Annotated in this window: 16 protein-coding genes and 1 pseudogene; 8 read left to right on the top strand and 9 right to left on the bottom strand. The window is 72.1% G+C overall.

What is annotated here, in order from left to right; all coding sequences use genetic code 11:
- Positions 1–7 precede the first annotated feature (7 nt).
- The 3 genes from FHY05_RS19795 to FHY05_RS19785 are packed head-to-tail and all read right to left on the bottom strand — an operon-like array spanning position 8 to position 2,698.
- Positions 8–364 carry a GntR family transcriptional regulator gene (locus FHY05_RS19795; RefSeq protein ID WP_183946148.1) on the bottom strand — a complete coding sequence of 119 codons (357 nt, stop codon included), beginning with the start codon at positions 362–364 and terminating at the stop codon, positions 8–10.
- A gap of 49 nt (positions 365–413) precedes the next feature.
- Positions 414–1,130 carry a SapC family protein gene (locus tag FHY05_RS19790; protein ID WP_183946147.1) on the bottom strand — a complete coding sequence of 239 codons (717 nt, stop codon included), beginning with the start codon at positions 1,128–1,130 and terminating at the stop codon, positions 414–416.
- On the bottom strand, positions 1,127–2,698 hold the full coding sequence (locus FHY05_RS19785) for a tryptophan halogenase family protein (protein WP_183946146.1): 1,572 nt from the start codon (positions 2,696–2,698) through the stop codon (positions 1,127–1,129). Before FHY05_RS19785 ends, FHY05_RS19790 begins: the two co-directional genes overlap by 4 nt.
- 139 nt (positions 2,699–2,837) lie before the next feature.
- Between FHY05_RS19785 and FHY05_RS19780 the strand changes: the two genes are divergently transcribed.
- Positions 2,838–5,684 (top strand): TonB-dependent receptor, encoded by a 2,847-nt coding sequence (locus FHY05_RS19780; RefSeq protein ID WP_183946145.1) that lies wholly within the window; start codon positions 2,838–2,840, stop codon positions 5,682–5,684.
- A gap of 169 nt (positions 5,685–5,853) precedes the next feature.
- Here the strand turns inward: FHY05_RS19780 and fghA are convergent, their stop codons facing one another.
- From fghA to FHY05_RS19765, 3 genes are all read right to left on the bottom strand, one after another.
- Positions 5,854–6,684 carry an S-formylglutathione hydrolase gene (gene fghA, locus FHY05_RS19775; RefSeq protein WP_183946144.1) on the bottom strand — a complete coding sequence of 277 codons (831 nt, stop codon included), beginning with the start codon at positions 6,682–6,684 and terminating at the stop codon, positions 5,854–5,856.
- Between the two features lie 14 nt (positions 6,685–6,698).
- Positions 6,699–7,082 (bottom strand): VOC family protein, encoded by a 384-nt coding sequence (locus FHY05_RS19770; protein ID WP_183946143.1) that lies wholly within the window; start codon positions 7,080–7,082, stop codon positions 6,699–6,701.
- A gap of 161 nt (positions 7,083–7,243) precedes the next feature.
- Positions 7,244–8,350, bottom strand: coding sequence for an S-(hydroxymethyl)glutathione dehydrogenase/class III alcohol dehydrogenase (locus FHY05_RS19765; RefSeq protein WP_183946142.1), 1,107 nt, complete (start codon positions 8,348–8,350; stop codon positions 7,244–7,246).
- Between the two features lie 109 nt (positions 8,351–8,459).
- Here FHY05_RS19765 and FHY05_RS19760 point away from each other — a divergent pair, with 109 nt between their 5' ends.
- From FHY05_RS19760 to FHY05_RS19735, 6 genes are all read left to right on the top strand, one after another.
- The gene (locus FHY05_RS19760) at positions 8,460–9,644 is read left to right on the top strand and encodes a CaiB/BaiF CoA-transferase family protein (protein ID WP_183946141.1); all 1,185 of its coding nucleotides are present in this window, start codon (positions 8,460–8,462) and stop codon (positions 9,642–9,644) included.
- A 238-nt stretch (positions 9,645–9,882) separates the two neighbouring features.
- On the top strand, positions 9,883–10,632 hold the full coding sequence (locus tag FHY05_RS19755) for a protein ImuA (protein ID WP_311732537.1): 750 nt from the start codon (positions 9,883–9,885) through the stop codon (positions 10,630–10,632).
- Positions 10,547–13,069, top strand: coding sequence for a DUF6504 family protein (locus FHY05_RS19750; protein WP_260181722.1), 2,523 nt, complete (start codon positions 10,547–10,549; stop codon positions 13,067–13,069). Before FHY05_RS19755 ends, FHY05_RS19750 begins: the two co-directional genes overlap by 86 nt.
- Positions 13,070–13,106: 37 nt before the next feature.
- Positions 13,107–16,676 carry an error-prone DNA polymerase gene (locus tag FHY05_RS19745; RefSeq protein ID WP_311732536.1) on the top strand — a complete coding sequence of 1,190 codons (3,570 nt, stop codon included), beginning with the start codon at positions 13,107–13,109 and terminating at the stop codon, positions 16,674–16,676.
- Between the two features lie 198 nt (positions 16,677–16,874).
- The gene (locus tag FHY05_RS19740; protein ID WP_183946140.1) at positions 16,875–17,348 is read left to right on the top strand and encodes a BLUF domain-containing protein; all 474 of its coding nucleotides are present in this window, start codon (positions 16,875–16,877) and stop codon (positions 17,346–17,348) included.
- A 183-nt stretch (positions 17,349–17,531) separates the two neighbouring features.
- Positions 17,532–18,428: a DUF535 family protein gene (locus FHY05_RS19735; RefSeq protein ID WP_183946139.1), complete on the top strand. Its 897-nt coding sequence runs from the start codon at positions 17,532–17,534 to the stop codon at positions 18,426–18,428.
- A gap of 123 nt (positions 18,429–18,551) precedes the next feature.
- On the opposite strand, the gene FHY05_RS19730 is transcribed toward FHY05_RS19735, so the two are convergent.
- Both FHY05_RS19730 and FHY05_RS19725 read right to left on the bottom strand, forming a co-directional pair.
- A complete protein-coding gene (locus FHY05_RS19730; protein ID WP_183946138.1) occupies positions 18,552–20,081 on the bottom strand; it encodes a trehalase family glycosidase in 1,530 nt (509 codons plus the stop codon).
- A 239-nt stretch (positions 20,082–20,320) separates the two neighbouring features.
- On the bottom strand, positions 20,321–21,322 hold the full coding sequence (locus tag FHY05_RS19725) for a fumarylacetoacetate hydrolase family protein (protein WP_183946137.1): 1,002 nt from the start codon (positions 21,320–21,322) through the stop codon (positions 20,321–20,323).
- 300 nt (positions 21,323–21,622) lie between these two features.
- Between FHY05_RS19725 and FHY05_RS19720 the strand changes: the two genes are divergently transcribed.
- Positions 21,623–21,859: a hypothetical protein gene (locus FHY05_RS19720; RefSeq protein ID WP_183946136.1), complete on the top strand. Its 237-nt coding sequence runs from the start codon at positions 21,623–21,625 to the stop codon at positions 21,857–21,859.
- Positions 21,860–21,980: 121 nt separating this feature from the next.
- On the opposite strand, the pseudogene FHY05_RS19715 reads toward FHY05_RS19720, so the two are convergent.
- A pseudogene (locus FHY05_RS19715) lies at positions 21,981–24,044 on the bottom strand (ATP-binding protein); the annotation flags it as partial.
- Positions 24,045–24,100 lie beyond the last annotated feature (56 nt).

Raw genomic sequence — 24,100 nt, 5'->3', positions numbered from 1 at the left:
CAACGCGTCAGCCGTCGACTCGTTCGAGCAGGTCGGTCGCGTCGAGCCCGAGCAGGTCGATCCGCTCGCGGATGCGCGGCCATTGGTGCGCGACGAAATCCTCGCGCTCCGCCCGGCGCAGCCGCTCCGCCGCCCCCGACAGCACGAACATGCCGACGCCGCGGCGCACCTCGACGTAGCCGTCGTCCTGGAAGCTCTGATACGCCTTGGCGACGGTGAGCGGATTGGCGCCGTGCTCGGCGGCGAGCGCGCGCACCGAGGGGAGCTGGTCGCCCGCACCATAGTCGCCTCGCAGGATCGCCGCGGCGATCGTGCCGCGTAGCCGGAGATAGACCGGCGAGTCGTCGCTGCTCAGCGCTGCCATGCTGCGTTAATACACTATATAACGTGTTTGTCGAGCCGGGCCGCGCCAGTCAGTCGTCCGGCGGCAGCTCGCCCGCGACGATCCGGGCGTCCGGCCGCGCGGCATCGTGGAGCTGGCGCAGCCGCTCGAGCTGGTGGCGCGAGGCGGCGATCACCGCCGCCGCGGCGAGCGTCCCGTCACGGTGGAGTGCCATCACCGCCCCCTCGTCGAGCGCGGCGAGCGCCTCCTCGTCGATCGTGTAGAGGCCGTCGAGCGCGTGCTCGCGCGCGTCGGCGCGGCGCAGCACCAGCCGCCACGGCCGCAGCAGCCGGTGGCGCGCGAGCGCCTCGGCGAGCGCGCGCGCCGCGGCGACGTCCTCGACCAGCCGCTGCAACGCGACGCGCAGCTCGGCCACCAGCGGCGTCACTACCCCGCCGTCGATCAGCGCCGCGCCGCGCCCGCCGAGCGACGCGTCGGCGGGATCGATCGCGAGCCCGGTCCCGCCCTCGGCGAGGCGGAAAGCGCCGAGCAGCACCGCCTGGGGCATGTAGGTGGCATGGAAGCCGCCCGCGCCCGCGAAGAGGTTGTCGCCGCCCAGCGCCATCAGCGCGACCAGGTTGAAGCGGCCGGTGCCGCCGTCCTTGGCGAAGCAGACGGGCATGTCGCACGCCGCCAGCGCGATCTCGCCGCGCCCGAGCTGCGCGATCGCGCGCCCCCGCCCCGCCGCCGCGGCGTCGAAGCGCACGCCGCCGTGCCGCCGCGGGTCGAGCGCGACCGGTGGGCTCATATCGCCTGGAGGCCGTGCTCGCGCACCGCGCGGATCAGGTCGCGGTGGCGCGGCAGCCGCTGCACGGCCTCGGCGCGCGCGCGCTCGGCGCGGGCGAGATGGCGCCGCGCCAAGGCGCTCTCGGGCGCGGCGGGGTCGATCCTGGCATAACGCGCGTCGAAGCGCATGCCGTGGAGCACATATTGGTAGCTCGGCCAGGAGAAGACCTCGCGCGCGTGCTCGAAGTCCTGCGGCGCGGGCGGCTGCGTGCGCCACAGCTCGAGCCGCTCGGCCAGACCGTCGGGCCAGGTCGCGGGCGAGGCATTGTCGCGCCAGAAGTCGGTGTCGGTGCGCTTGGTGATCGCGTAGTGGAGCTTGAGGAACTCGATGATCCGCGCCCAGTGGTGCGTGAAGGCGGCGTTGAACTGGCGCGCCGCGACGTGCATCGCGCCGCGCGTGCGCGGCAGCCGGTCCGCGATCGCGTCCATCGACGCCTCGATCAGCATCAGCGCCGAGGCCTCGAGCGGCTCGATGAACCCCGCCGACAGCCCGACCGCGACGACGTTGTTCTGCCAGAAGCGCTCGCGGTGCCCGCCGTCGATCGTGATCCGGCGCGCGGTGAGCGAGTCGGCGGCGGGGCCGACATAGCGGCGCAGCGCGGCCTCCGCCTCGTCGCCGCCGATATGCGCGCTGCTGTAGACATGGCCGACGCCGCGGCGGGTCCACAGCCCGATGTCCCAGATCCACCCCGCCGCCTGCGCGGTGGAGACGGTGTGGCAGGTGATCGGCGCGTCCTCGCTGTCGTACGGCACCTGCAGCGCGATCGCGCGATCGGCGAACAGCACGTCGCCGCAGCGGCGGAACGGCACCTCGTAGACCCCGCCGATCAGCAGCGCGGCGAAACCGGTGCAGTCGACGAACAGGTCGCCCGCGATCGCGGCGCCGTCGGCGAGCACCAGCGCGGTGACGTCGCCGCCCTCTCCCTGCTCCACCCGCGCGACGTCGCCGAGCACGTGGCGCACGCCGAGCCGCTCGACCGCGTGCTCGCGCAGCAAGGTCGCGAACTTGCCCGCGTCGAGATGATAGGCGTAGTTCGCCTGGCCGACCCACTCGGGCGTCGTGATCGACTTGGGCGCGAGCCCGGCGTCGCAGAGCGTCGCCTGGAAATCGACCCAGGTGGCGAAGTCCGCCGCCTCCGGCGCGTCCGACTGGGCGAGCCAGTGCGGCGCGAGGTCGAGCTCGGTCGCGCCCGCGGGCGGGTTGAGCGGGTGGTAATAGCCCTCGCCCGGCGAATCATCGGTCCACCCCGCGAATCGTGCACCCTGCTTGAACGCCGCGTCGCAGCGGCGGACGAAGTCGGTCTCGGATATCCCGATCTTCGCCAAGGTGTTGCGCATCGTCGGCCAGGTGCCCTCGCCGACCCCGACGGTGGGGATGCGCGCGGATTCGACCAGCGTCACCGCGACGCCGCTGCGCGTACGCTGCGCCTGCGCGGCGAGTCGACACGCCGCGATCCATCCCGCCGAGCCGCCGCCGACGACCACTACTTGAGTCACAGGCGAATCGTCATGGCGTTGATTAGACGACATAATCCTTCTCAGACCTCTCCGCTGCGACGTCTTCGCGCCGTTCCTGTAATCGATCCCACTTGTATTTGTCAGATATATCCGTGAGACTGTTTCGACAGCACACGCATAACAAGCGTGGCTGCGATAGGGGAGGATGACGGTGGCGACCAGCTTTCGGCAAGTGACGGCGCGTGCTTTTCTGTTCTCGGGCGGCATGGGGTGCGCGATCGGCGCGCTGATCGCCGCCACGCCGGCGCTGGCGCAGGACGCGCCGCCGGCCGTATCCGCCCCGCCGAGCCAGGCCGACGCCGACGGCACGTCGGGCGATATCGTCGTCACCGGCATCCGCGCCAGCATCGCCTCATCCGCCGCGCAGAAGCGCGACGCGGTCGGCATCCTCGACGCGATCTCGTCGGAGGACCTCGGCAAGTTCCCGGACGCCAACGTCGCCGAGTCGCTCCAGCGCATCCCGGGCGTGGCGATCGACCGGACCAACGGCGAGGGCGCGCAGGTCAGCGTCCGCGGCCTCGGGCCGGCGTTCAACACCGTGCTGTTCAACGGGCGCAGCTTCGCCAGCGACAATTACAACCGCGCCTTCTCGTTCGACCTGATCCCGGCCGAGCTGATCAGCGGCGCGCAGGTGTACAAGACCGCGCAGGCGCCGCTGCAGGGCGGCGGCATCGGCGCGACGATCAACGTGCAGACGCCGCGCCCGCTGGCGCTCAACGGCTTCAAGGCGGTCGTCACCGGCAAGGCCTTGTACGAGAAGAACAGCGACAAATTCACCCCGCAGGGCTTCGCGCTGCTCAGCAACACCTTCGCCGACGGCAAGATCGGCCTGCTCGCCTCGGTCTCGTACCAGCGCCGCATCGCGCAGATCGCCTCGGTCAGCAACGACGGCTATCTGCCCAACAGCTCGGTCGGGCCGAACAGCAATCCGATCGCGACCAACGTGTACGCGCCGCGCAACTTCGACGTGAACACCGCGCGCGACGACCGCACCCGCTTCGGCGCGACGGTGGTGGCGCAATACCAGCCCACCGACGAGCTGACCTTCACGCTCGACGGCCTGTACAACAAGTTCAAGAGCGACTCGAAGACTCGCGCGCTCGGCGCCTGGTTCGAGCCGACCAGCTACACCGCCGCCACCGTCGACGAGAACCGCACAGTGACCTCGCTCACCACCAACGGCAACGCCGACTTCATCTCCTCGGGCGCGCTGCGCGAGACGACGACCTGGGAAGGCGGCTTCAACGCCGAGTGGAACCCGGCCAACAACTTCAAGATGGTGATCGACGCCTCCTACTCGCGCGCCAAGAACGCGGGCGGGGGCGGTTCCTATTTCACCGTGATCGGCACGCCCACGCCCTATTCCTTCACCCAGGCGGAGGGGAACGGCATCCCCACGGTCAACGGCTTCGCCGACGGCGTGCTGACCAACCCGGCGCTGGGCCGCACCCATATCGCCGGGATCAACGGCAACGACGTCACCGAGAAGGTGCAGGAATATCGCTGGAACAACGAGTGGAAGCCGGCGCTCGGCATCCTCCAGACGGTACGCTTCGGCCTGATGAGCACGACGCGCGACAAGAGCAACGTCGCGGTCACCTCGGGCGACGACGTCGGCTGCGTCTACTGCGGCTATCCGACGCTGGCGGACTCCTCGCTGCTGTCGCCCTTCACGGTGAAGGGGCTGGGCGCGCCGAGCGGCTCGGTGCCGACCACCTTCCTCACCTACGACGCGTTCAAATACCTCAACTTCCTGGCGAGCCCGGCGGCGACCTCGGCGCTCGACGCCAAGTACAATCTCGCCCCGGGCACCACCGCGGCGCGCTACGCCGCGACCAACGGCTATGCCGTCGCACCGCAGCCGGGCACGCGCGTGAAGGAGACGGTATGGGCGAGCTACGCCGACGTCGACTTCTCGGGCAACCTCGGCAGCATGCCCTGGCTGGTCAACGTGGGCGCGCGTTACGAATACACCGAGCTGACCTCGTCGGGCAGCCAGCGCCAGCTGGTCGACCTGACGCCGACGCAGGGCAACCCGCCGACCGACCCGACCATCTACGTCGGCGTGTTCGCCAGCCCGACCGGCACGCCGATCTCGCAGAAATCGTCATACAGCAACTTCCTGCCCGCGCTGAACGCGCGCTTGAACTTCACGCAGGAGCTGCAGGTCCGCTTCGCCGCCTACGAGACGCTCACCCGTCCCGCGATCGGCGACCTGGCGCCGAGCCTCGACATCGGCACGCTGCGCCCGGCGACGCTGACCGCGAGCGGCGGCAATCCGAACCTCAAGCCTTACAAGGCGAAGAACCTCGACCTGTCGCTGGAATGGTATCCGACGCGCACGACCACGCTGTCGGCGGCGGTGTTCTACAAGAAGGTGGACGATTTCATCATCCAGCTGTTCGGCGACGAGCTGTTCCCGATCCGCAACGCGGGCAACGCGCAGGGCATCGGGCTGCCGGTGGGCGGGCTGATCGTCGACCAGAACACCGCGCGCTTCAGCGTGCGGCGCCCGCGCAACGCCCAGTCGCTCGACATCAAGGGGCTCGAGCTCAACCTGGTGCACACGCTCGACTGGCTGCCGGGCGTGCTGAGCGGCTTCGGCGTCCAGGCCAACGCGACCTTCGTCAGCACCAACCGCGACTTCGACACCAGCCAGGTGGGCCAGTCGTTCGCCGCGGAAGGGATCGGCAACTCGCAGAACGCCACGGTCTTCTACGAGAAATACGGTGTCTCGGCGCGCATCGCCTACAACCGGCGTGAGCGCTTCCTGCGCGAGCTCGCCGGCGGCGCGGGCAACGAGCCGATCTTCGTGCGCGACTATGGCCAGTTCGACGGCAGCGTCGCGGTGAACGTCACGCCCTTCGCGCAGGTGTTCGTCGAGGGCACGAACCTCTTCAACGCCAAATATTACACCACCGGCCGGTTCGACAACCAGCTGCTGCAATACCAGAACTTCGGCCCGCGCTACGACGCCGGCGTGCGCTTCTCGTTCTGATCCCGCACTTTCCCGCGCCGATCCCCGCGAGGGAGAATAGCCCTTTGTCTAGGAATGAGCCCCTCCCCCTCCGGGGAGGGGTTGGGGTGGGGCCTCGCCCCAGCGCGGCGCACGCGGAAGCGCCACCCCTGAAGGGCAGCGAGGCGGGCGGCCTCCGGTCGATACCCGCTCAGCGCTTCAGCCGTGCCGCGTGCCAGTTGAGCTGCTCGCCCATGAACGTCGACACGAACAGGTACGAATGGTCGTAGCCCGCGCGCATCCGCAGCTCGAGCGGGATGCCCGCCGCCGCGCAGGCGCGCGCGAGCAGCTCGGGGCGGAGCTGCTCGGCGAGGAAGGCGTCGGCCTCGCCCTGATCGACCAGCAGCTCGGGTACGCGCGCGCCGTCCTCGATCAGCGCGACCGCGTCGTGGCGACGCTGCGCCGCGGCGTCGTCGCCGAGATAACGGTCGAGCGCCTCTCCCCAGGGAACCTGCGTCGGCGCGACGATCGGCGCGAGGGCGGAGACCGCGCGGTAACGGCCGGGGTGGCGCAGCGCCGCGGTCAGCGCGCCGTGTCCTCCCATCGAGTGGCCCATGATCGACTGGCGCGCCGCGTCGACCGGGAATTCGGCCTCGATCAGCTCGGGCAACTCTTCGGTGACATAGGACCACATCCGGTAATGCGTCGACCACGGCGCCTGGGTCGCGTCGACGTAGAAGCCGGCGCCCTTGGCGAAATCCCAGCGGTCCTCGTCGGGCACCTCGTCGCCGCGCGGACTCGTGTCGGGCGCGACGAAGATCAGCCCGTGGCGCGCGCAGTGCGCGCGATACTCGCCCTTGTCGGTGACGTTGGCGTGGGTGCAGGTCAGCCCCGAGAGGTACCACACCACCGGCAGCGTCGCGCCCGGCGCGTGATCGGGGACGTAGACCGAGAAGGTCATGTCGGTGCCGGTCGCGGCGCTGCGGTGGCGGTAGACGCCCTGTGTGCCGCCGTGCGCGCGCGCGGTCGAGACGGTCTCCATGCTTCTTCCTCCGCTCAGGCGACGCGGTAGGTCGCGCAGACCTTGTTGCCCGCGGGGTCGCGCAGATAGGCGAGGTACAGCTCGCGCCCGCCGGTGACGTGGCGCACGCCCGGCGGTGCCTCGATCGCGGTGCCGCCGCTGGCCACCCCGGCGGCGTGCCACGCCTCGACCTGCTCGGGCGAGGTCGCGCGAAAGCCGAGCGTCCCGCCGTTGGCGTGGCTGGCGGGCTGGCCGTCGATCGGGCGCGTGACGAGGAAGCGGCCGCCGTCGTGCGCGTAGACCAGCCGCCCCCACTCGTCGATCACGCCCGGCGGGGCGCCGAGCGCGCCCAGCGTCGCGTCGTAGAAGGTCTGGGCGGCGGCGACGTCGTCGGCGCCGAGCATGACGTGGCTGAACATGATCTCTCTCCTCACCTCCTCCCCGCTTGGCGGGGAGGGGGACCGCCGCGCGCAGCGCGGTGGTGGAGGGGGCTCGCCACGCAGCGCTGCGCTCGCGGAGAAACGCCCTCCACCAGCCTGCGGCTGGTCCCCCTCCCCGTGCCGGGGAGGATTTGACTAACTCAATACACCACCACGCTGCGGATGCTCTCGCCGGCGTGCATCAGGTCGAAGCCCTTGTTGATCTCGTCGAGGCTGAGCCGGTGCGTGATCATCGGGTCAATCTGGATCATGCCGTCCATGTACCAGTCGACGATCTTGGGCACGTCGGTGCGCCCGCGCGCGCCGCCGAACGCGGTGCCCTTCCACACCCGCCCGGTGACGAGCTGGAACGGGCGAGTCGCGATCTCCTTGCCCGCCTCGGCGACGCCGATCACGATCGACTCGCCCCAGCCGCGTTGCGCGCTCTCAAGCGCCTGGCGCATGACCACCGTGTTGCCGGTGCAGTCGAACGTATAGTCGCCGCCGCCGTCGGTCATCGCGATCAGGTGCGGGACGAGGTCGCCCACGTCCTTCGGGTTGACGAAGTCGGTCATGCCGAAGCGGCGGCCCCAGTCCTCGCGGTCGGGGTTGATGTCGACGCCGATGATGCGGTGCGCGCCCGCCAGCTTCGCGCCCTGGATCACGTTGAGCCCGATCCCGCCGAGCCCGAACACGATCACGGTCGCGCCCGGCTCGACCTTGGCGGTGTTGACCACCGCGCCCACCCCGGTGGTGACGCCGCAGCCGATGTAGCAGCTGGTGTCGAACGGCGCGTCGGGGCGGATCTTGGCGACCGCGATCTCGGGCAGCACGGTGAAGTTCGAGAAGGTCGAGCAGCCCATGTAATGGTAGATCGGCTGCCCCTTGTAGCTGAAGCGCGTGGTGCCGTCCGGCATCAGCCCCTTGCCCTGAGTGGCGCGGATCGCGGTGCACAGGTTGGTCTTCTGGCTGAGGCACGACTTACACTGGCGGCACTCGGGCGTGTAGAGCGGGATGACGTGGTCGCCCGGCGCCACGCTGGTGACGCCCGCCCCCACCTCGCGCACCACGCCGCAGCCCTCGTGGCCGAGCACGCTGGGGAACAGCCCTTCGCTGTCGAGCCCGTCGAGCGTGTATGCGTCGGTGTGGCAGATGCCGGTGGCCATGATCTCGACCAGCACCTCGCCCGTCTTCGGCCCCTCGAGGTCGAGCTCGACGATCTCGAGCGGCCGCTTGGCCTCGAACGCGACGGCGGCGCGGGTCTTCATGGGGCGGCCTCTCTGCTGGATGGTTCGCGAGCGTCTGTATGCCGCGGGCGCGGCGGCTTCAACCGCGCACGGCCTTCTTCGCGGCGCCGTGCCTCGCTACACCGCTGAGATGACCGACACTCCCCGCCCCCTCGCCGGCCTGCGCGTGCTCGAGCTGGCGCGCATCCTCGCCGGCCCCTGGGCCGGGCAGCTGCTCGCCGACCTCGGCGCCGACGTGATCAAGGTCGAGCGTCCCGGCGAGGGCGACGACACGCGCCACTGGGGCCCCCCCTTCGTCCGCGGCGCCGACGACAGCGACCTGTCGGCGGCCTATTACCACGCCTGCAACCGCGGCAAGCGCTCGGTCGCCGTCGATATCGCCACGCCCGCGGGACAGGCGCGCGTCGCCGCGCTCGCCGCCAGGGCGGACGTGGTGATCGAGAATTACAAGGTGGGCGGCCTCGTCAAATACGGCCTCGACGCCGCGACGCTGCGCGCGCGCCACCCGCGGCTGATCGTCTGCTCGATCACCGGCTTCGGCCAGACCGGACCCTATGCGGCGCGCGCCGGATACGACTTCATCGTCCAGGGCATGGGCGGGATGATGTCGATCACGGGCGAGCCCGACGGGCCGCCGCAGAAGACCGGCGTCGCCACCGCCGACCTCTTCACCGGCGTCTACGCCACCGTCGCGATCCTCGCCGCGCTGCACGCGCGCGCGAGCACCGGCACGGGCGCGCACATCGACATGGCGCTGCTCGACACGCAGGTCGGCGTGCTCGCCAACCAGGCGCTCAACTGGATGGTCGGCGGCGCGGTGCCGCGGCGGATGGGCAACGGCCACGCCAACCTCGCGCCGTACCAGAGCTTCCCGACGAGCGACGGCGACCTGATCGTGGCGGTGGGCAACGACCGCCAGTTCGCGCGGCTGTGCGCGGTACTCGCGGTTCCGGCGCTGGCGGAGGACGCGCGCTTCGCCACCAACCCGGCGCGCGTGGCGAACCGTGCCGCGCTGCTGCCGCCGCTGATCGAGCGTACGCTGACATGGACGAGCGCCGCGCTGCTCGCCGCGCTCGAGGCGGCGGGGGTGCCGGTCGGGCCGGTCAACCGCATCGACGAGGTGTTCGCCGACCCGCAGGTGGTCGCACGCGGGATGCGGCTGCTGGTGGGGGGCTTGCCCGGGCTCGCGACGCCGATCGTTCTCGACGGGAGGCGCGTGGTCGCCGAGCGGGCGAGCCCGCGGCTCGGGGAGCACGAGGGCGCGGACTGGGACGAAGCGCCAGCGCGTACCGATCCCCACCCGGCGTCACCCTGAACTCGTCTCAGGATGCGCGGAGTCGCGCGCCCAGTCGCAGCCGCTCTCGCGGGACGGGTGCCCTGAGGTGGGTACGGATGACGGAGACAGGGGCTTCGCTTGCCGACGCTTCTCTGGCCAAAACGGAGAGGGCTGACCGGCCATATGCGACCAGCGAGGCGGCATCATCCGACAGACAGACTCGACTCAACCCATTAGAACAAACTAAGAACGACGCTTCACCAGCGAGTCGTCACCTGTGTCCGAGTCGAGCGTCCTCCAGTCCCTGCGCGATACGCTCAGCGCGATCGAGGGAGACGGCCATCGCCGTCGCCCGGTGCTGCCGTTCGGCATGCCGGCGATCGACGAGCGGCTCGCCAACGGCGGGCTGCGGCTCGACGCGCTGCACGAGGTCGCCGCCGCCACGCCCGCGCTAGGCGACGACGCCTCGGCCACGCTCTTCCTCGCCGGGGTCGCCGCGCGCGCCTGGGGGCCGGTGCTGTGGGTGGTGCGGCGGCGCGACCTGTTCGCCCCCGGCCTCTACCAGTCGGGGCTCGCGCCCGAGCGCGTGCTCTACGCCGAGGCGAGCGACGATGCCGAGGTGCTCGCGCTGATGGAGGAGGGCCTGCGCCACCGCGCGCTCGGCGCGGTGATCGGCGAGACGCGCCGCGCGGCGATGGCCTCGACGCGCCGGCTCCAGCTCGCCGCCGAGGGCGGGCGCACCATCGCGCTGCTGCTCAAGCGCCACGCGCGCGAGGGCGCCGACCCGCTCGCGGTGCCGTCCGCGGCGGTGACGCGCTGGCGCGTCGGCTCCGCCCCCTCGGCGCCGCTGCCGGTGGCGGGCGTGGGGCGCGCGCGCTGGGACGTCGCGCTGGTGCGGCAACGCAACGGCGAACCTTTTCAGACAATCGTGGAGGCATGCGATGAGACGGGTCGCATCGCTCTACCTGCCCGACTGGTCGATCGACCGGCTGCGGCGGGCAGAGCCGGCGCTCGCGCCGCCGCCTGAGCGCGCAGCGCTCGATCAGGCGTCGCCGCGCGTCGCGCTCGATCTCGCCGCGCTGAAGGCGGCGGGCGACGCCGAGCAGGGCGGCAAGCAGTGTGACGCGCCGCGCAACTCCGGCTGGCGCCCGGGCGCGCGCTGGGCGCGCGACAACGGCGACTATCTGCCCGGCCCGCTGCGCGGCGTCGACGAGGCGACCGGCGGCGCGGGCGCGTGCTGGGCGGGCGAGACCCGCGCCGACGTCGCGCGCCGCGTCGCCGCGATCGCACCGCACCAGCGCCCGCCGATGCGCGAGATGGGGCGCCGCAGCGAGGCGGCGGAGCACCCGTTCAAGCGGCTGCCCGACGACGACGGGGGGAAATCCACCGGCTGGCCCGAGCCGGTGATGGCGCCGGTGCGCACCGGGGGCGAGGGGGTGCGGCCGACGTCGCGGCAGCGCGAGCGCGGCGCGGATGAGGCCAGGGCGAGACCGTCACCCGCCTCATCGCCGTCAGACCGCGCCCAGGCTGCCGCGCGTTCAGCGGTCGAGATGCCCGCGCAAGGCTGGATCCCGGAACAGGTCCGGGATGACGGTAGGGGGCGAGAGGATGCGGGCCTCATACCCGTTCGTCTCGTCGCGCCCGGTGCTGGGATTGCCCCCCCTCCTGCCGTCGGAAACCCGGGGACGCCCGCGGCGTCTGAACACCGCATCGCGCACGTCTCCCCCGCACTGAGCGGCGCGTGGAACGCGATGCCCGCGATCCGCTATCCCGGCGACGGGCCGCACCCGGACAAGGCCGCCGCCAAGGAGCGCCGCCCCGGCTCGAACGACCCCGGCGCCGCGGTCAAGGAGGTCGCCGCCTTCTTCGACACCGGGCGCACCACCGCCGGCACGGTCGCGCGCGTCTGCCGCGACCCCGGCGCGAGCGCCCCTCCCGGCCCGGCATACGACATCGCGCCGCCGCTCGTCACCGTGCAGAAGGTGGGCAGCCGGGTCGAGATCGCCGCCGCCTCGGCCGCGGCGCGCGCGATCGGGGTCGAGCCCGGCATGGCGCTGACGCAGGTGCGCGCCGCCACCCCCGAGATCGTCGTGCGCGACGCCGACCCGGAGGGCGACCAGCGCGCGCTGCATCGGCTCGCGGTCGCGCTGGCGCGGCGCTGGACCCCGGTGGTGGCGATCGCGGACTCGCAGTCGCTGCTGCTCGATCTCACCGGCGTGGCGCATCTCCACGGCGGCGAGTCGCGGCTGGCGCGGCGGCTGGTGCGGCTGCTCGCGCGGCTCGGCATCACCGCGCGCGTCGCGATCGCCGATACCGCGGGCGCCGCCTGGGCCTGCGCGCACCATGCCGAGCCCGAGCGGGGCGGCGTGACGATCCTGCCGCCGGGCGCGACGCTGGACGCGCTCGCGCCGCTCCCGGTGGCGTCGCTCCGCGTCGACGAGCGCGCGCTCGAGCTGCTCCGCCGGCTCGGCGTCGACACCGTCGGCCAGCTCGCCGCGCTGCCGCGCGCGCCGCTGGCGCGCCGCTTCGGCACCGCGCTGGCGCAGCGGCTCGACCAGGCGAGCGGGCGCGCGCCCGAGCCGCTCGCGCCGGTGACACCGCCGGTGGCGATCACGGTCGAGCAGCGCTTCGCCGAGCCGCTGCTCACCGCCGAGCCGATCGCGCACTGGATCGGGCAATTGGTCGACCGGCTCGCCGCCGAGCTGGCGCGCGCGGGGCGCGGCGCGCGCCAGCTGCTGCTCGCCGCGACGCGGGTCGACGCCGCGGTGCAGACGCTGCGGGTGGGCTTCGCGCGGCCGACGCGCGCGCGCGACCATCTGCGCCGGCTGCTGGTGCGCCGCGTCGAGCGGATCGACCCCGGCTTCGGGATCGAGGCGCTGACGCTCCACGTCCAGCGCGCCGACCCGCTCGCGCCCGAGTATCTCGACGGTGATCTCGCCGAGGGCGAGCGCCCCGACCTCGCCCCCCTGGTCGACGCGATCGTCAACCGCATCGGCGCGGCGCGGCTGTGGCGCGCCCGTGCGGTGGAGAGCGACGTGCCCGAGCGCTCGGTGGCGAGCGCCGCGCCGCTCGACCCGCCCGAGCGCGCCGCGCCGACGCTGCGTCGCGACGACGTGCGCCGGCTCGACACGCGCGCCGCGGACCATCCGTGGCACCCGCGCTGGCCGCGCCCGACTCGGCTGCTGCGCCGCCCCGAGCCGCTCGACCATGTGCTGGCCGAGCTGCCCGACCAGCCACCCAAGCGCTTCACCTGGCGCGGCGAGTCGCACGTGGTGGTGCGCGGCGACGGGCCCGAGCGGATCGCGGGCGAGTGGTGGCGCCGCCGCGGCGAGCGCGACGCGGTGCGCGACTATTACCAGGTCGAGGACGAGGCGGGCCGGCGCTACTGGCTGTTCCGCCGCGGCGACGGCGAGCGCGGCGCGACCGGCGATCTCAGCTGGTACATGCACGGGACATTCGGGTGAGCGGGACCATGCCACCTCGATACGGGCGCACGGTCCCGTGACGTACAGCGAGCTCCAGGTCACCACGCATTTCTCGTTCCTGCGCGGCGCCTCGTCATGCGAGCAGCTCGTCGCCACCGCGGCGGCGATGGGCATGCCCGCGCTCGGCGTCGTCGACCGCAACTCGGTCGCTGGCGTGGTGCGCGCGCTCTACGCCTGCGACCAGGTGCGGCGCGACAGCGGGCTGGAGGTGCGCTCGATCCCGGGTTGCCGGCTCGACCTGGTCGACGGCGCCTCGCTGCTGGTCTGGCCGGAGGACCGTGCCGGCTGGTCGCGGCTGACCGAGCTGCTCAGCCGCGGCAAGGCGCGCGCCGACGCGCAGCGCGGCGAGAAGGGGCGCTGCTTCCTCCACTGGGAGGACGTCGCGGCGCATGCGCAGGGGCTGGTCGCCGCACTCGTCCCCGGCCACGCGCCCGACCTCGAGCCAATGCGCTGGATGGCCGACCTGTTCGGCGACGCCGGCCACGTCTGCCTCACCCACTACCGTCGCCCCGGCGAGCAGCTGCGGCTGCACCGGCTGAGCGAGGCGGCGCGCGCGCACGGGCTCACCCCGCTCGCCACCGGCGACGTGCTGTACCATGCGCCCGAGCAGCGCATGCTCCAGGACGTCGTCACCGCGATCCGCGAGAAGTGCACGATCGACGAGCTCGGGCTGCGTCGCGAGCGCAGCGCCGACCGCCACCTCAAGCCGCCCGGCGCGATGGCGCGGCTGTTCCGCGACCGGCCCGAGGCGATCGCCGCGGCCGAGGCGATCGTCGAGCGCTGCACCTTCTCGCTGCGCGAGCTGCAATATCAGTATCCCGACGAATTGGTGATGAGCGGGCGCAGCGCGCAGGAAGCACTCGCCCGCCTCTCGCGCGACGCGCTGGCGCGGCTGTTCGACGCCGCGCCCCCGCCGCGCTACGCCGAGCAGCTCGAGCACGAGCTGACCCTGGTCGAGCGGATGGGCTACGCGCCCTATTTCCTCACGGTCAACTCGATCGTCAGCTTCGCGCGCGGGCAGCAGATCCTGTGCCAGGGGCGCGGCAGCGCGGCCAACTCGATCATCTGTTTCGTGCTCGGCATCACCTCGATCGATCCGATCAAGCACCAGTTGCTGTTCGAGCGCTTCATCTCGGAGGAACGCAGCGAGCCGCCCGACATCGACATCGATTTCGAGCACGAGCGGCGCGAGGAAGTGATCCAGTGGATCTACGAGAGCTACGGCCACGACCATGCCGCGCTCACCGCGGTGGTCAGCCGCTTCCGCACCCGCGGCGCGATCCGCGAGGTGGGCAAGGTGCTCGGCCTGCCCGAGGACATGACCGGCGCGCTCGCCAGCCAGGTCTGGGGCTGGTCGAACGAGGGCGTGCCGACCGAGCATGTCGAGGCGCTCCACCTCGACGCCGCCGAGCCGCGGCTGGCGCTCGCGCTCGATCTCGCCAAGCAGCTGATCGGCACGCCGCGCCACCTGTCGCAGCACCCCGGCGGCTTCGTGCTGACGCGCGACCCGCTCCACCAGCTCGTCCCGATCGAGCCCGCCGCGATGGTCGACCGCCGCGTGATCGAGTGGGAGAAGGCCGATATCGAGGAGCTCGGCTTCATGAAGGTCGACATCCTCGGGCTCGGCATGCTGGGCTGCATGCGCCGCGCCTTCGACCTGCTCGCCGCGCACAAGGGCATCGACATGGACCTCGCCAGCGCGCCGCTGCAGGGCGACGACCCCGCGACCTACCGGATGATCCAGCAGGCCGACACGCTCGGCGTGTTCCAGATCGAGAGCCGCGCGCAGATGAGCATGCTGCCGCGGATGAAGCCCAGGACCTTCTACGACATCGCCATCCAGGTCGCGATCGTGCGGCCGGGGCCGATCCAGGGCAACATGGTCCACCCCTATCTCAAGCGCCGCGAGGGGCGCGAGACGGTGGAATATCCCAACGAGGCGCTGCGCGCGGTGCTGGAGAAGACGCTGGGCGTGCCGCTGTTCCAGGAGCAGGCGATGCAGGTCGCGATCATCGGCGGCGGCTTCACCCCGGGCGAGGCGGACGAACTGCGCCGCGCGATGGCGACCTTCAAGCTGACCGGCGGGGTCGGACGCTTCCGCGAGCGGCTGATCGCGGGGATGCGCGGCAACGGCATCAGCGAGGCGTTCGCCGAGCGGCTGGTGGCGCAGATCGAGGGTTTCGGCAGCTACGGCTTCCCCGAGAGCCACGCCGCCAGCTTCGCCAAGATCGCCTACGCCTCGTCGTGGATGAAATGCCACCACCCCGACGTGTTCTGCGCGGCGCTGCTCAACGCGCAGCCGATGGGCTTCTACGCGCCCGCGCAGATCGTCCGCGACGCGCGCGCACACGGCGTCGAGGTGCGCCCGCCCTGCGTGCTGGAGAGCGAGTGGGACACGGCGCTGGTGGAGGCGGAGGAGTCGCTGGCGGCGCGGGGGGGAGACATGCGGCGTGAGGCGGAGGCCGCCGGCAGCACGCACGACGTGACACCCTCGCCACCTCCCCCCACGCGAGAACCGCGATGGTCTTCGCCACCGGTCCCCGGCCTGTGTCGGGGTGAGGCGGGGGCAGAGTCTGAGCCATCACCAGGCTATCGTGCGCGGGCGAACGCCGAAGCCCAGGATCACGCGGGTGACGCGCGCGGCGCTGGGCTCCTGCGTGCGCAGGAGCACGGTCGCTCGAACGAGCCGGGTCACACGCTACCGTCCACCGGCGACCCGCGACGACACGGCGCTGCCCCGCTCGCCCCCCTGCGGCTCGGCCTGCGCGTGATCCACGGCCTCTCGGGCGAGGACGCGGGGCGGATCCTCACCGCGCGCGCGCACGCGCGCTTCACCTCGGTCGAGGACCTGTGGCGCTGCTCGGGCGTGCCGCTGGCGACGCTCGAGAAACTGGCGCGCGCCGACGCCTTCCACGCGCTCGGCCTCGACCGGCGTCAGGCGCTGTGGGCGATCCGCGGCCTGGGCGAGACGCCGCTGCCGCTGCTCGCCGGGATCGAGCGCCGCGAGGAGCCGGTGACGCTCGCCCGGCTCACCCAGGGGCGCGAGGTGGTGGAGGATTATCGCGCCACGCAGATGTCGCTGCGCGCGCACCCGCTGCAGTTCCTCCGCCCGCGGCTCGACGACGCGCGCGTGACGCGCTGCGGCGACCTCGCCGGCAAGGACGGCAAGATGGTCGAGGTCGCCGGTATCATCCTGGTGCGCCAGCGCCCCGGCTCGGCGAAGGGCGTCCTGTTCATCACGATCGAGGACGAGACCGGCGTGGCCAACGGCATCCTGTGGCCCGATCGGTTTGAGGCGCAGCGCCGCACCGTGATGTCCTCGGCCATGGTCAGCCTGAAGGGGCGCGTGCAGCAGGAAGGCGCGGTGATCCACGTCATCGTCGAGCGCGTCACCGATCTCACCGCGATGCTGCGGTCGGTCGGCGACGTGGACCTGCCGCGACTGGTGGCGCGCGGCGACGGCGCCACCTATCCCGGCGCGCCCGACCGCGGCGACAAGGGCTGGCAGCCGCGCCCGCGCTCCGACTATCATTTCCGCGACCGCCGCGACGACGTGATCCCGATCGCCAGCCACGACTTCCACTAGAGGGTGTCCGGCCGAGCATGATGGTGCTGCGGATAACACCGGAGCCCGCCGGCCACGAGGATGGCACACCTGACCCTGGCTCCTGCCGCGCGGGAGCGCGGCGGATCGCACCGGAGTGACAGGGCGACACGACGCCGAGGGCGCAATAATCTACAATCCTTGGCGCGCATCCGCCGTCATCGTGATGTCGGCCGCCGCGTGCCGCTCTCTCTCTCGGACGACCCGCCGATGGCCGATGCCCTGCACCATATCGTCTATATCAGTCGTGCCAGCGCGCCACTCTCCGATGCCGCAGCGGCGGCGCTGTGCCGCGCCGCCGCCGAGCGCAACCGCGACGCCGGCATCACCGGGCTGCTGCTCCACGACGGCACGCGCTTCATCCAGGCGCTCGAGGGCGCCGAGGGCGCGGTGCGCGCGGTGATGGAGCGCATCGCGCGCGATCCGCGCCACCACGCGATCGGCTATGTCAGCGACGGCGCAGTCGGCGCGCGCCAGTTCGGCGAGTGGGGCATGGCCTATCGCCACGTCGACGACGTCCTCGCCGCGGCCGACTTCCTCGCCACGGTCAAGCGCTCGGTCGCCGAGGTCGAGGAGCCTCGCCTGCTCGCTGCCTTCATCGGCTTCGCGGTGATCGGTCGCGGCGAGCGCCGCCGCGACCCTGTCCCGCGCTGAGACGACAGGCCGTGCCGCGCCCCGGCGACCGGCCGAACCTCCATCAATTTAGCTTGAACTTTCCGGTGCTTTACAACATCGCCCGGCGGCGCAACCCGGGCCCTTGGCCGCGGTGGACGCGATCGCAGCCGGGACGCAGGACAACAGGACGGATGGGCACGGGCTCCGATCGCCGAGGCACGCATGCTGACGCTTAGACCGTCGCGGCGGCGGGCGCGGCAGCTGCTCGGCGTGCTGCGCCACCCGGTCGAGCAGCTGCGGCTGTGGCGCGCGATGTCGCGCGCGCGCCGCGCCGGCATCGTCGCGACCAGGAGCGTGGGCGCACGACATGGCCGCTTCAAATACATCGGCGACTATCTCGCCGCACCGCTCAGCCGCCGCGAGCGGCTCGCCGCGCTCATCTATCACCACGAGTTCGTCGCCCGCCACGCCGCCGCGCATGGCGACGCGCTGTGGCGTGCGCCGTTCACCCTGTGGGAACGGCACGACGACGAGCGACGCCACCACGCGCTGCTGCTCACCCCCGCGCGGCTGGCGCCGATGGAGGGCGAGGTGGAGCTCGCCTTCCTGCTCGACGGACAGCGGCTGTTCACCCTCACCTTCGCGCTCGTGAGCGGCACGCTGATCGGCGCGGCGGACGCGCCGGTGCTGCTCGTCGGCGGGCTGCAGGGTGGCTATCAGGTGCGCGAGGAGCTGCGCTACGCCGCGCGCGCCAACGGCGAGATCGCCGCGCCGACGCTGCTGCTGCTCGCTGCCGCCACGCTGGCAGAGGCGCTCGGCGCCGCGCTGCTCGCCGGTCCGTCGAACCGGACCCAGGTGGCGGCGGGCTATGTCGTCGACGGGCGATCGAGCTCGCTCGACTATGACGAGCTGTGGGCCAAGCTCGACGGCGAGCGCACCGCTGCCGACTTCTTCCTAGTCGACCCGCGCCGCGAAGAGCCCGAGGAGAGCGAGGTCTCGGGCAAGCACCGCTCGCGCACGCGCCGCCGGAGGCGACTGCGCGCCGCGCTGCGCGCCGAGATGCTGGCCGCGCTCGCGCCGGCGACGGGGCGGAGCCATCCCGCCGGCCCACCATCGTAGCGGTCGCCTGCGACGCCCCCGTGCTCGCGCGCACGCGGGAGTCCAGGCGGCGCCATCATCGCACGTCGTCGCTCAGCCCGGCCGTGGCGGCACGCGCGTCGCGCCTCGCTCGCGCAGCCGCCGCTAGCGCTCGCCCCGTCCATAACGCTGCTGCAGCGCGCGCGTGACGCCGTTGGTCCAGCCGAACCCGTCCTGCGTCGGATACTCGCCGCCGCCGCCGGCGCGGCTCTCCTCGACGTCGTACTTCTCGAGCAGCTTGCCGGAGGCGCGATACTCCCGCTCGACGGTGGCGAGGAAGCGCGTCCCGATCTGTCGCGCCAGGGGCGCCGCGCCGTAGCGGCGCAGTCCCTCGATCGCGACCCATTGCAGCGGCGCCCAGCCGTTGGGCTTGTCCCACTGCTGCCCGGTCGCCGCGGTGGTGGTGCGCAAGCCGTTGGCGGCGAGCAGGTCGCGCTCGATCGTCGTCGCCACGCGCGCGCCGCGCGACCGTGACGCCACCGCGGTGAACAGCGGGTAGGCCGTCGCCGCGGTGACGCCGTCGCGCAGCCGGCGCGCGATCAGGTCATAGTCACCGTAGCGGCCGTCGCGCTCGCTCCACAGCCAGCGTTCGATCGCCTGACGACGCGTCGCCGCGGCGCGGTCGAAGGTGGCCGCACAAGGGCGCGCGAGTGCGCGACACCGCGCCGCGATCGCGCGCTCCATGCCGTAGAGCAGGCTGTTGAGATCGGCGGAGACGATCGCGGTCGTGTCGATCGTGGCCAGCGTCCGCCCGTCGGCGAACCAGCGCGAGCTATAGTCCCAGCCGCTCTCCGCGCCGGCGCGCAGGTCGTTGTAGACACGAGCGTCGCCCTTGCCGGTGGCGACGTCCTCGCGATAGCTCTCGTCGCGCGGGGTCGACTTGCCGTCGCCGTAATGCTGCAGCCGCGCCCCGTCGGGCATCGTCGCCGAGCGCTGCTCGACCCAGAAACGGTGCTCGGCGACCAGCGCGTCCAGCCAGCGCGCCTGGGTGGCGCGATCGACGCCGCGCACCAGGCCCATCATCAGGTAGAGAAAGGGTGGCTGCGAGCGGCTGACGTAGTAGGTCCGCGTGCCGTTGGGAACGTGGCCGTATCGCTCCACCAGCGAGACGAAATTCTCCACCATGTCGCGGGTGAGCGCTTGCTCGCCGTCGGCTTCCAGGCCGAGCATGGTGAAATAGCTGTCCCAATAGTACATCTCGCGGAACCGCCCTCCCGGCACCACGTAGCGCCGCGGCAGCGCGAGCGCGGATGAGCCCGTCGGCGGGGTCAGCGGCGGGCGGGTGAGCTGCGGCCACAGCGCGCGGATGTGCTCGGCCAGTGGCGGCCGTGCCGCGCTGGGCGGGGCGGTTCGACCCGGCTCGGGCACGTCGAAGTTGGCGAGCACGAAGGCGCGCAGCCCGGCGTCGTCGAGCGTGCCGGCGCGGGCATAGTCGGCCATAATCGCGGCGGCGCTGCGCTTCGGGGTGGCGTCGGCGAAGGTCTTGCCGTCGGGGAAGAGCCGCCGGCGCTGGACCTGGTCGAACAGCGCGCCGAACAGCTCGGCGGGCGAGGCGGGATAGGCGCGCGCCGTCGTGGTGGGGGCGGTCTGCGCCGTCGCCGCGGTCGGTGGCAGCGCGAGTAGCAGGGCGAGCATGGCCGCGTTCCCGCGCGCGCGGGAGCCCAGCCGGTCGATGGACCGCGGTCCGTCCCTGCGCGCGGCAGTGGAGCCCGGCGTTCGCGAGATCACGAGCGCCGCGCCCGCTCCCGCGTCATCCCGGACGGCATGCGGGAGCAGATCCGCCGCGTCGGCGACGCTTCGGAGCGTCCGCCGCGCCATGGACGCCGGGTCGGGTTCGGCACGACGGACGGGCGCGAGCTTCGCGCCACGATCGCTCACTCCACCACCTGCTCGATCGCGCCGAAGATCGTGTGATGGCGGTCGTCCTCGGCCCAGATCCGCACCGTGTCGCCGCGGCGAAGGAACGGCGTGGTCGTCTCGCCGCCGCGCAGCGTCTCCACCGCGCGCTGCTCGGCGATGCAGGAGTAGCCCAGCCCGCCCTCGCCGATCGAGCGGCCGGGGCCGCCGTCGGCGTCGCGGTTGGAGACGGTGCCCGAGCCGATGATCGTGCCCGCGCCGAGCCGCCGGGTCCGAGCCGCGTGCGCGATCAGTGCGCCGAAATCGAAGGTCATGTCCTCGCCCGCCTCAGCGCGGCCGAACGGCTGGCCGTTGCGCTCCACCATCAGGCGGCGGTGGAGCTTGCCGTCCTGCCACCAGTCGCCGAGCGACTCGGGGGTGACGAAGACCGGTGAGAAGGACGAGGCGGGCTTGGACTGGAAGAAGCCGAAGCTTTTCGCCGCCTCCTCCGCGATCAGTCCGCGTAGCGACATGTCGTTGGTCAGGCCCACCAGCCGGATCAGCCCGAGCGCGGCGTCACGCGTCGTGCCCTGCGGCACGTCGCCGGTGACGACCACTACCTCGGCCTCGAAGTCGGCGTCCCAGCTCTCGTCGGCGAGCGTGATCGTGTCGCGCGCGCCGAGGAACGAGTCCGAGCCGCCCTGGTAGAGCAGCGGGTCGTGCCAGAAGCTCTCGGGCAGCGCGGCGCCGCGCGCCTGCCGCACCAGCGCGACATGGTTCACATAGGCCGAGCCGTCGGCCCATTGATAGGCGCGCGGCAGCGGGGCGGCGGCGTCATGCTCGTGGAAGCGCGCGCGCGGGATCGCCTCGTTGCGCAGGTCGGTGGCGAGCAGCTCGAGCGTGGGGGCGACCCGCTCCCAGTCGTCGAGCGCGGCCTGGAGCGTGGGGCAGAGGTGCGCCGCGTCGGCGTACCAGGCGAGGTCGTCCGAGACCACGACGAGGCGACCGTCGCGCCCCTCTTTCAGGCTGGCGAGTTTCATGCGCTGCTCCTCTCCGCGCCAGGCGTATCGCGATTGTCGAGTCGACGCCACCGGAGACGACTGGCCGTCACCACGCTCGGAGCGACTCGAGACAGCGCCGCCGACTCTCCGTCTTTGATGAGAGGCCCAGTTGCGCGGCTCGAAAGCCTTCCCAACCGGCCCATGCGACAGCGGCGATCGTAGATGAGCACGCTGCTATCCGATCTCACCCTACGGATGTCGATTATGACGGATGCGCGACCGACCAGGTTCTTACCACGCCCGGAGTCCGCTCCGGTCATCCGAGGAAGAGACGATTGGGTGACCGACGGTGTCAGCCAAGGCGATGCCGCCCTCGATTTTCACCAGATGCGCCCGAAGCAGTTCGCTCGCGAGGCCGTGAAACTGCTCGATCGCGCAGGTATCTACATCAACCGAACGATCAATATCGAAAGGGCGCGTCGACAGCCCTTTCATAATTTCACCCGCGTGGGACACGATCGACAATTAGCCACGGGTTTTCGTCTAGAATTTTCCAGTAAGTTATCGTTGTTCTAGTACTTCCAAAAGACCAACAATGCCGTGTCCATTTCCGGGATTTTTGACACTTTGCATAAGTATCAACTAAATTCTTACCGGAAGCGCTGGCCGCAGCGATGTTTCGACCAGCATCGTTTCCTCACCCCGCCAGCAGTGCGCGCACCTTGCCCGCCAGTGCCTCCATCGCGAACGGCTTGGTGAGCAGCCCCATGTTGGGCGCGAGCTGGCCGCCGCCGATCACCGCATTCTCGGCATAGCCGGTGATGAACAGCACCTTCAGCGCGGGCATCAGCGCCAGCGCGGCATCGGCGACCTGGCGGCCGTTCATCTGCCCGGGCAGGCCGACGTCGGTCACCAGCAGGTCGGGCCGCGCGCCCGCGCCGAGCAGCCGCAGCGCCGCCGCGCCGTCGCCCGCCTCCAGTGTGGCATAGCCCAATCCGGCGAGCACCTCGACCACCAGCATCCGGATCGTCGGTTCGTCGTCGACCACCAGCACCACCGGCGTGCCCTGCGCCGCCGGTGCCTGGTCGAGCGGCAGCGCCGCCTCCTCCTCGCCGCCGGCCGCGCCATAGTGGCGCGGCAGGTAGATGCAGACCGTCGTCCCCTGCCCGACCTCGCTGTAGATGCGCGCCTGCCCGCCCGACTGGCGCGCGAAGCCGTAGATCATCGACAGGCCCAACCCCGTCCCCTCGCCCAGCGGCTTGGTGGTGTAGAAGGGGTCGAAGGCGCGCGCCTGCACTTCGGGGGGCATGCCCGTGCCGGTGTCGCTGACGCAGAGCGAGAGATACTGGCCGGGCGGCAGGTCGCGCTCGCGTGCGGCCCGCTCGTCGAGCCAGCGGTTGGCGGTCTCGATCGTGATCCGCCCGCCCTCGGGCATCGCGTCGCGCGCGTTGATGCACAGGTTGAGCAGCGCGTTCTCGAGCTGGTTGGGATCGACCAGCGCGTCCCACAACCCGGCCGCGCCGACCACCTCCAGCGTGATCGCCGGTCCGACCGTGCGCCGGACCAGATCCTCCATGTCGCTGACCAGCCGGTTGACGTCGGTCGGGCGCGGATCGAGCGTCTGGCGGCGCGAGAAGGCGAGCAGCCGATGCGTCAGCGCCGCCGCCCGCCGCGTCGCGCCCTGCGCCGCGGTGACATAGCGATCGAGCTCCGCGACGCGGCCCTGCGTCACGCGCACCTGGATCATCTCCAGGGCGCCCGAGATGCCGGTCAGCAGATTGTTGAAGTCGTGCGCCAGCCCGCCGGTGAGCTGGCCCACCGCCTCCATCTTCTGCGCCTGGCGCAGCTGCTCCTCGGCGCGCATCAGCTCGGTGGTCCGCGCCTCCACCTCCTGCTCGAGGTGCGCGGTGAGATCGGCCAGCTCGCGCTCGGCGCGGCGACGCTCGACCGCGTCGCGCGTCCGCTCGGCCACCTCGCGGACGAAGGCCTGCTCCTCGTCGCTCCACTGCCTCGGATGCGCGTGGTTGAGGTAGAGCAAGGCCACGAACCCGCCCTGCTCGGTCACCGGCATGTTGATGAAGGACATGGCGGCGAGCTGGCGGAGGTTCTCGGCGGTGTCGCGCGTGCGCGGGTCGAGCCGCACGTCCTCGATCGCGACGGTGACGCCGCGCTTCAGGTCCTCGATGTACGAGCCATAATCGCGGAAGTGCAGCACGCCCGGCAGCGGATCGATGCCCGGCGCGCAGAAGGCGCGCTCGGTGGTGATCGTCTCCGCCACCGCGTCGACCGTGCCATAGCCGGCGCGGCTGACGTCGAGCGCCCGGCCCAGCACCTTGGCGGCGGCGAGCGCGAGGTCGCCCGCGTCGCCGGGCTCGCGCAACCGGTCGCCCAGTTCGACGAGCGCGGCGAGGCGCAGCTCGGCACGCTTGCGCTGGTCGATGTCGAAACTGACACCGGGGAAGTGGACCGCCTCGCCCTCCGCGTCGCGGTCGACGCGCCCCTGCGCCGCGACCCAGCGCGTGCGCCCGTCCGCGTCGACGAGGCGGTACTCGGCCTCGAACGGCGCGCCGCTGGCGACGCTGTGATCGATCGCCTCGCGCACGCGCGGCAGGTCGTCGGGATGGATGCCGCCGAAGAAGTCGGCGATCGGCGCGCCGTCGCGCGCGAGCTCCGGGGCGACGCCGTACAGCGCGGCGAAGCCGACGTCGGAGGTGACGCGATCGGCGCGGATGTCCCAGTCCCAGCGCCCGATGCTGGGCGCCTCGGCGGGAGCGCGCGGGCGCGACGAAGCGTGTGCGCCCGGGAGCGGCGACGAGG

The organism is Sphingomonas sp. BK580 (assembly GCF_014194975.1).
Taxonomy (GTDB): domain Bacteria; phylum Pseudomonadota; class Alphaproteobacteria; order Sphingomonadales; family Sphingomonadaceae; genus Sphingomonas.
This window is presented reverse-complemented; position numbering and strand designations above follow the sequence as displayed.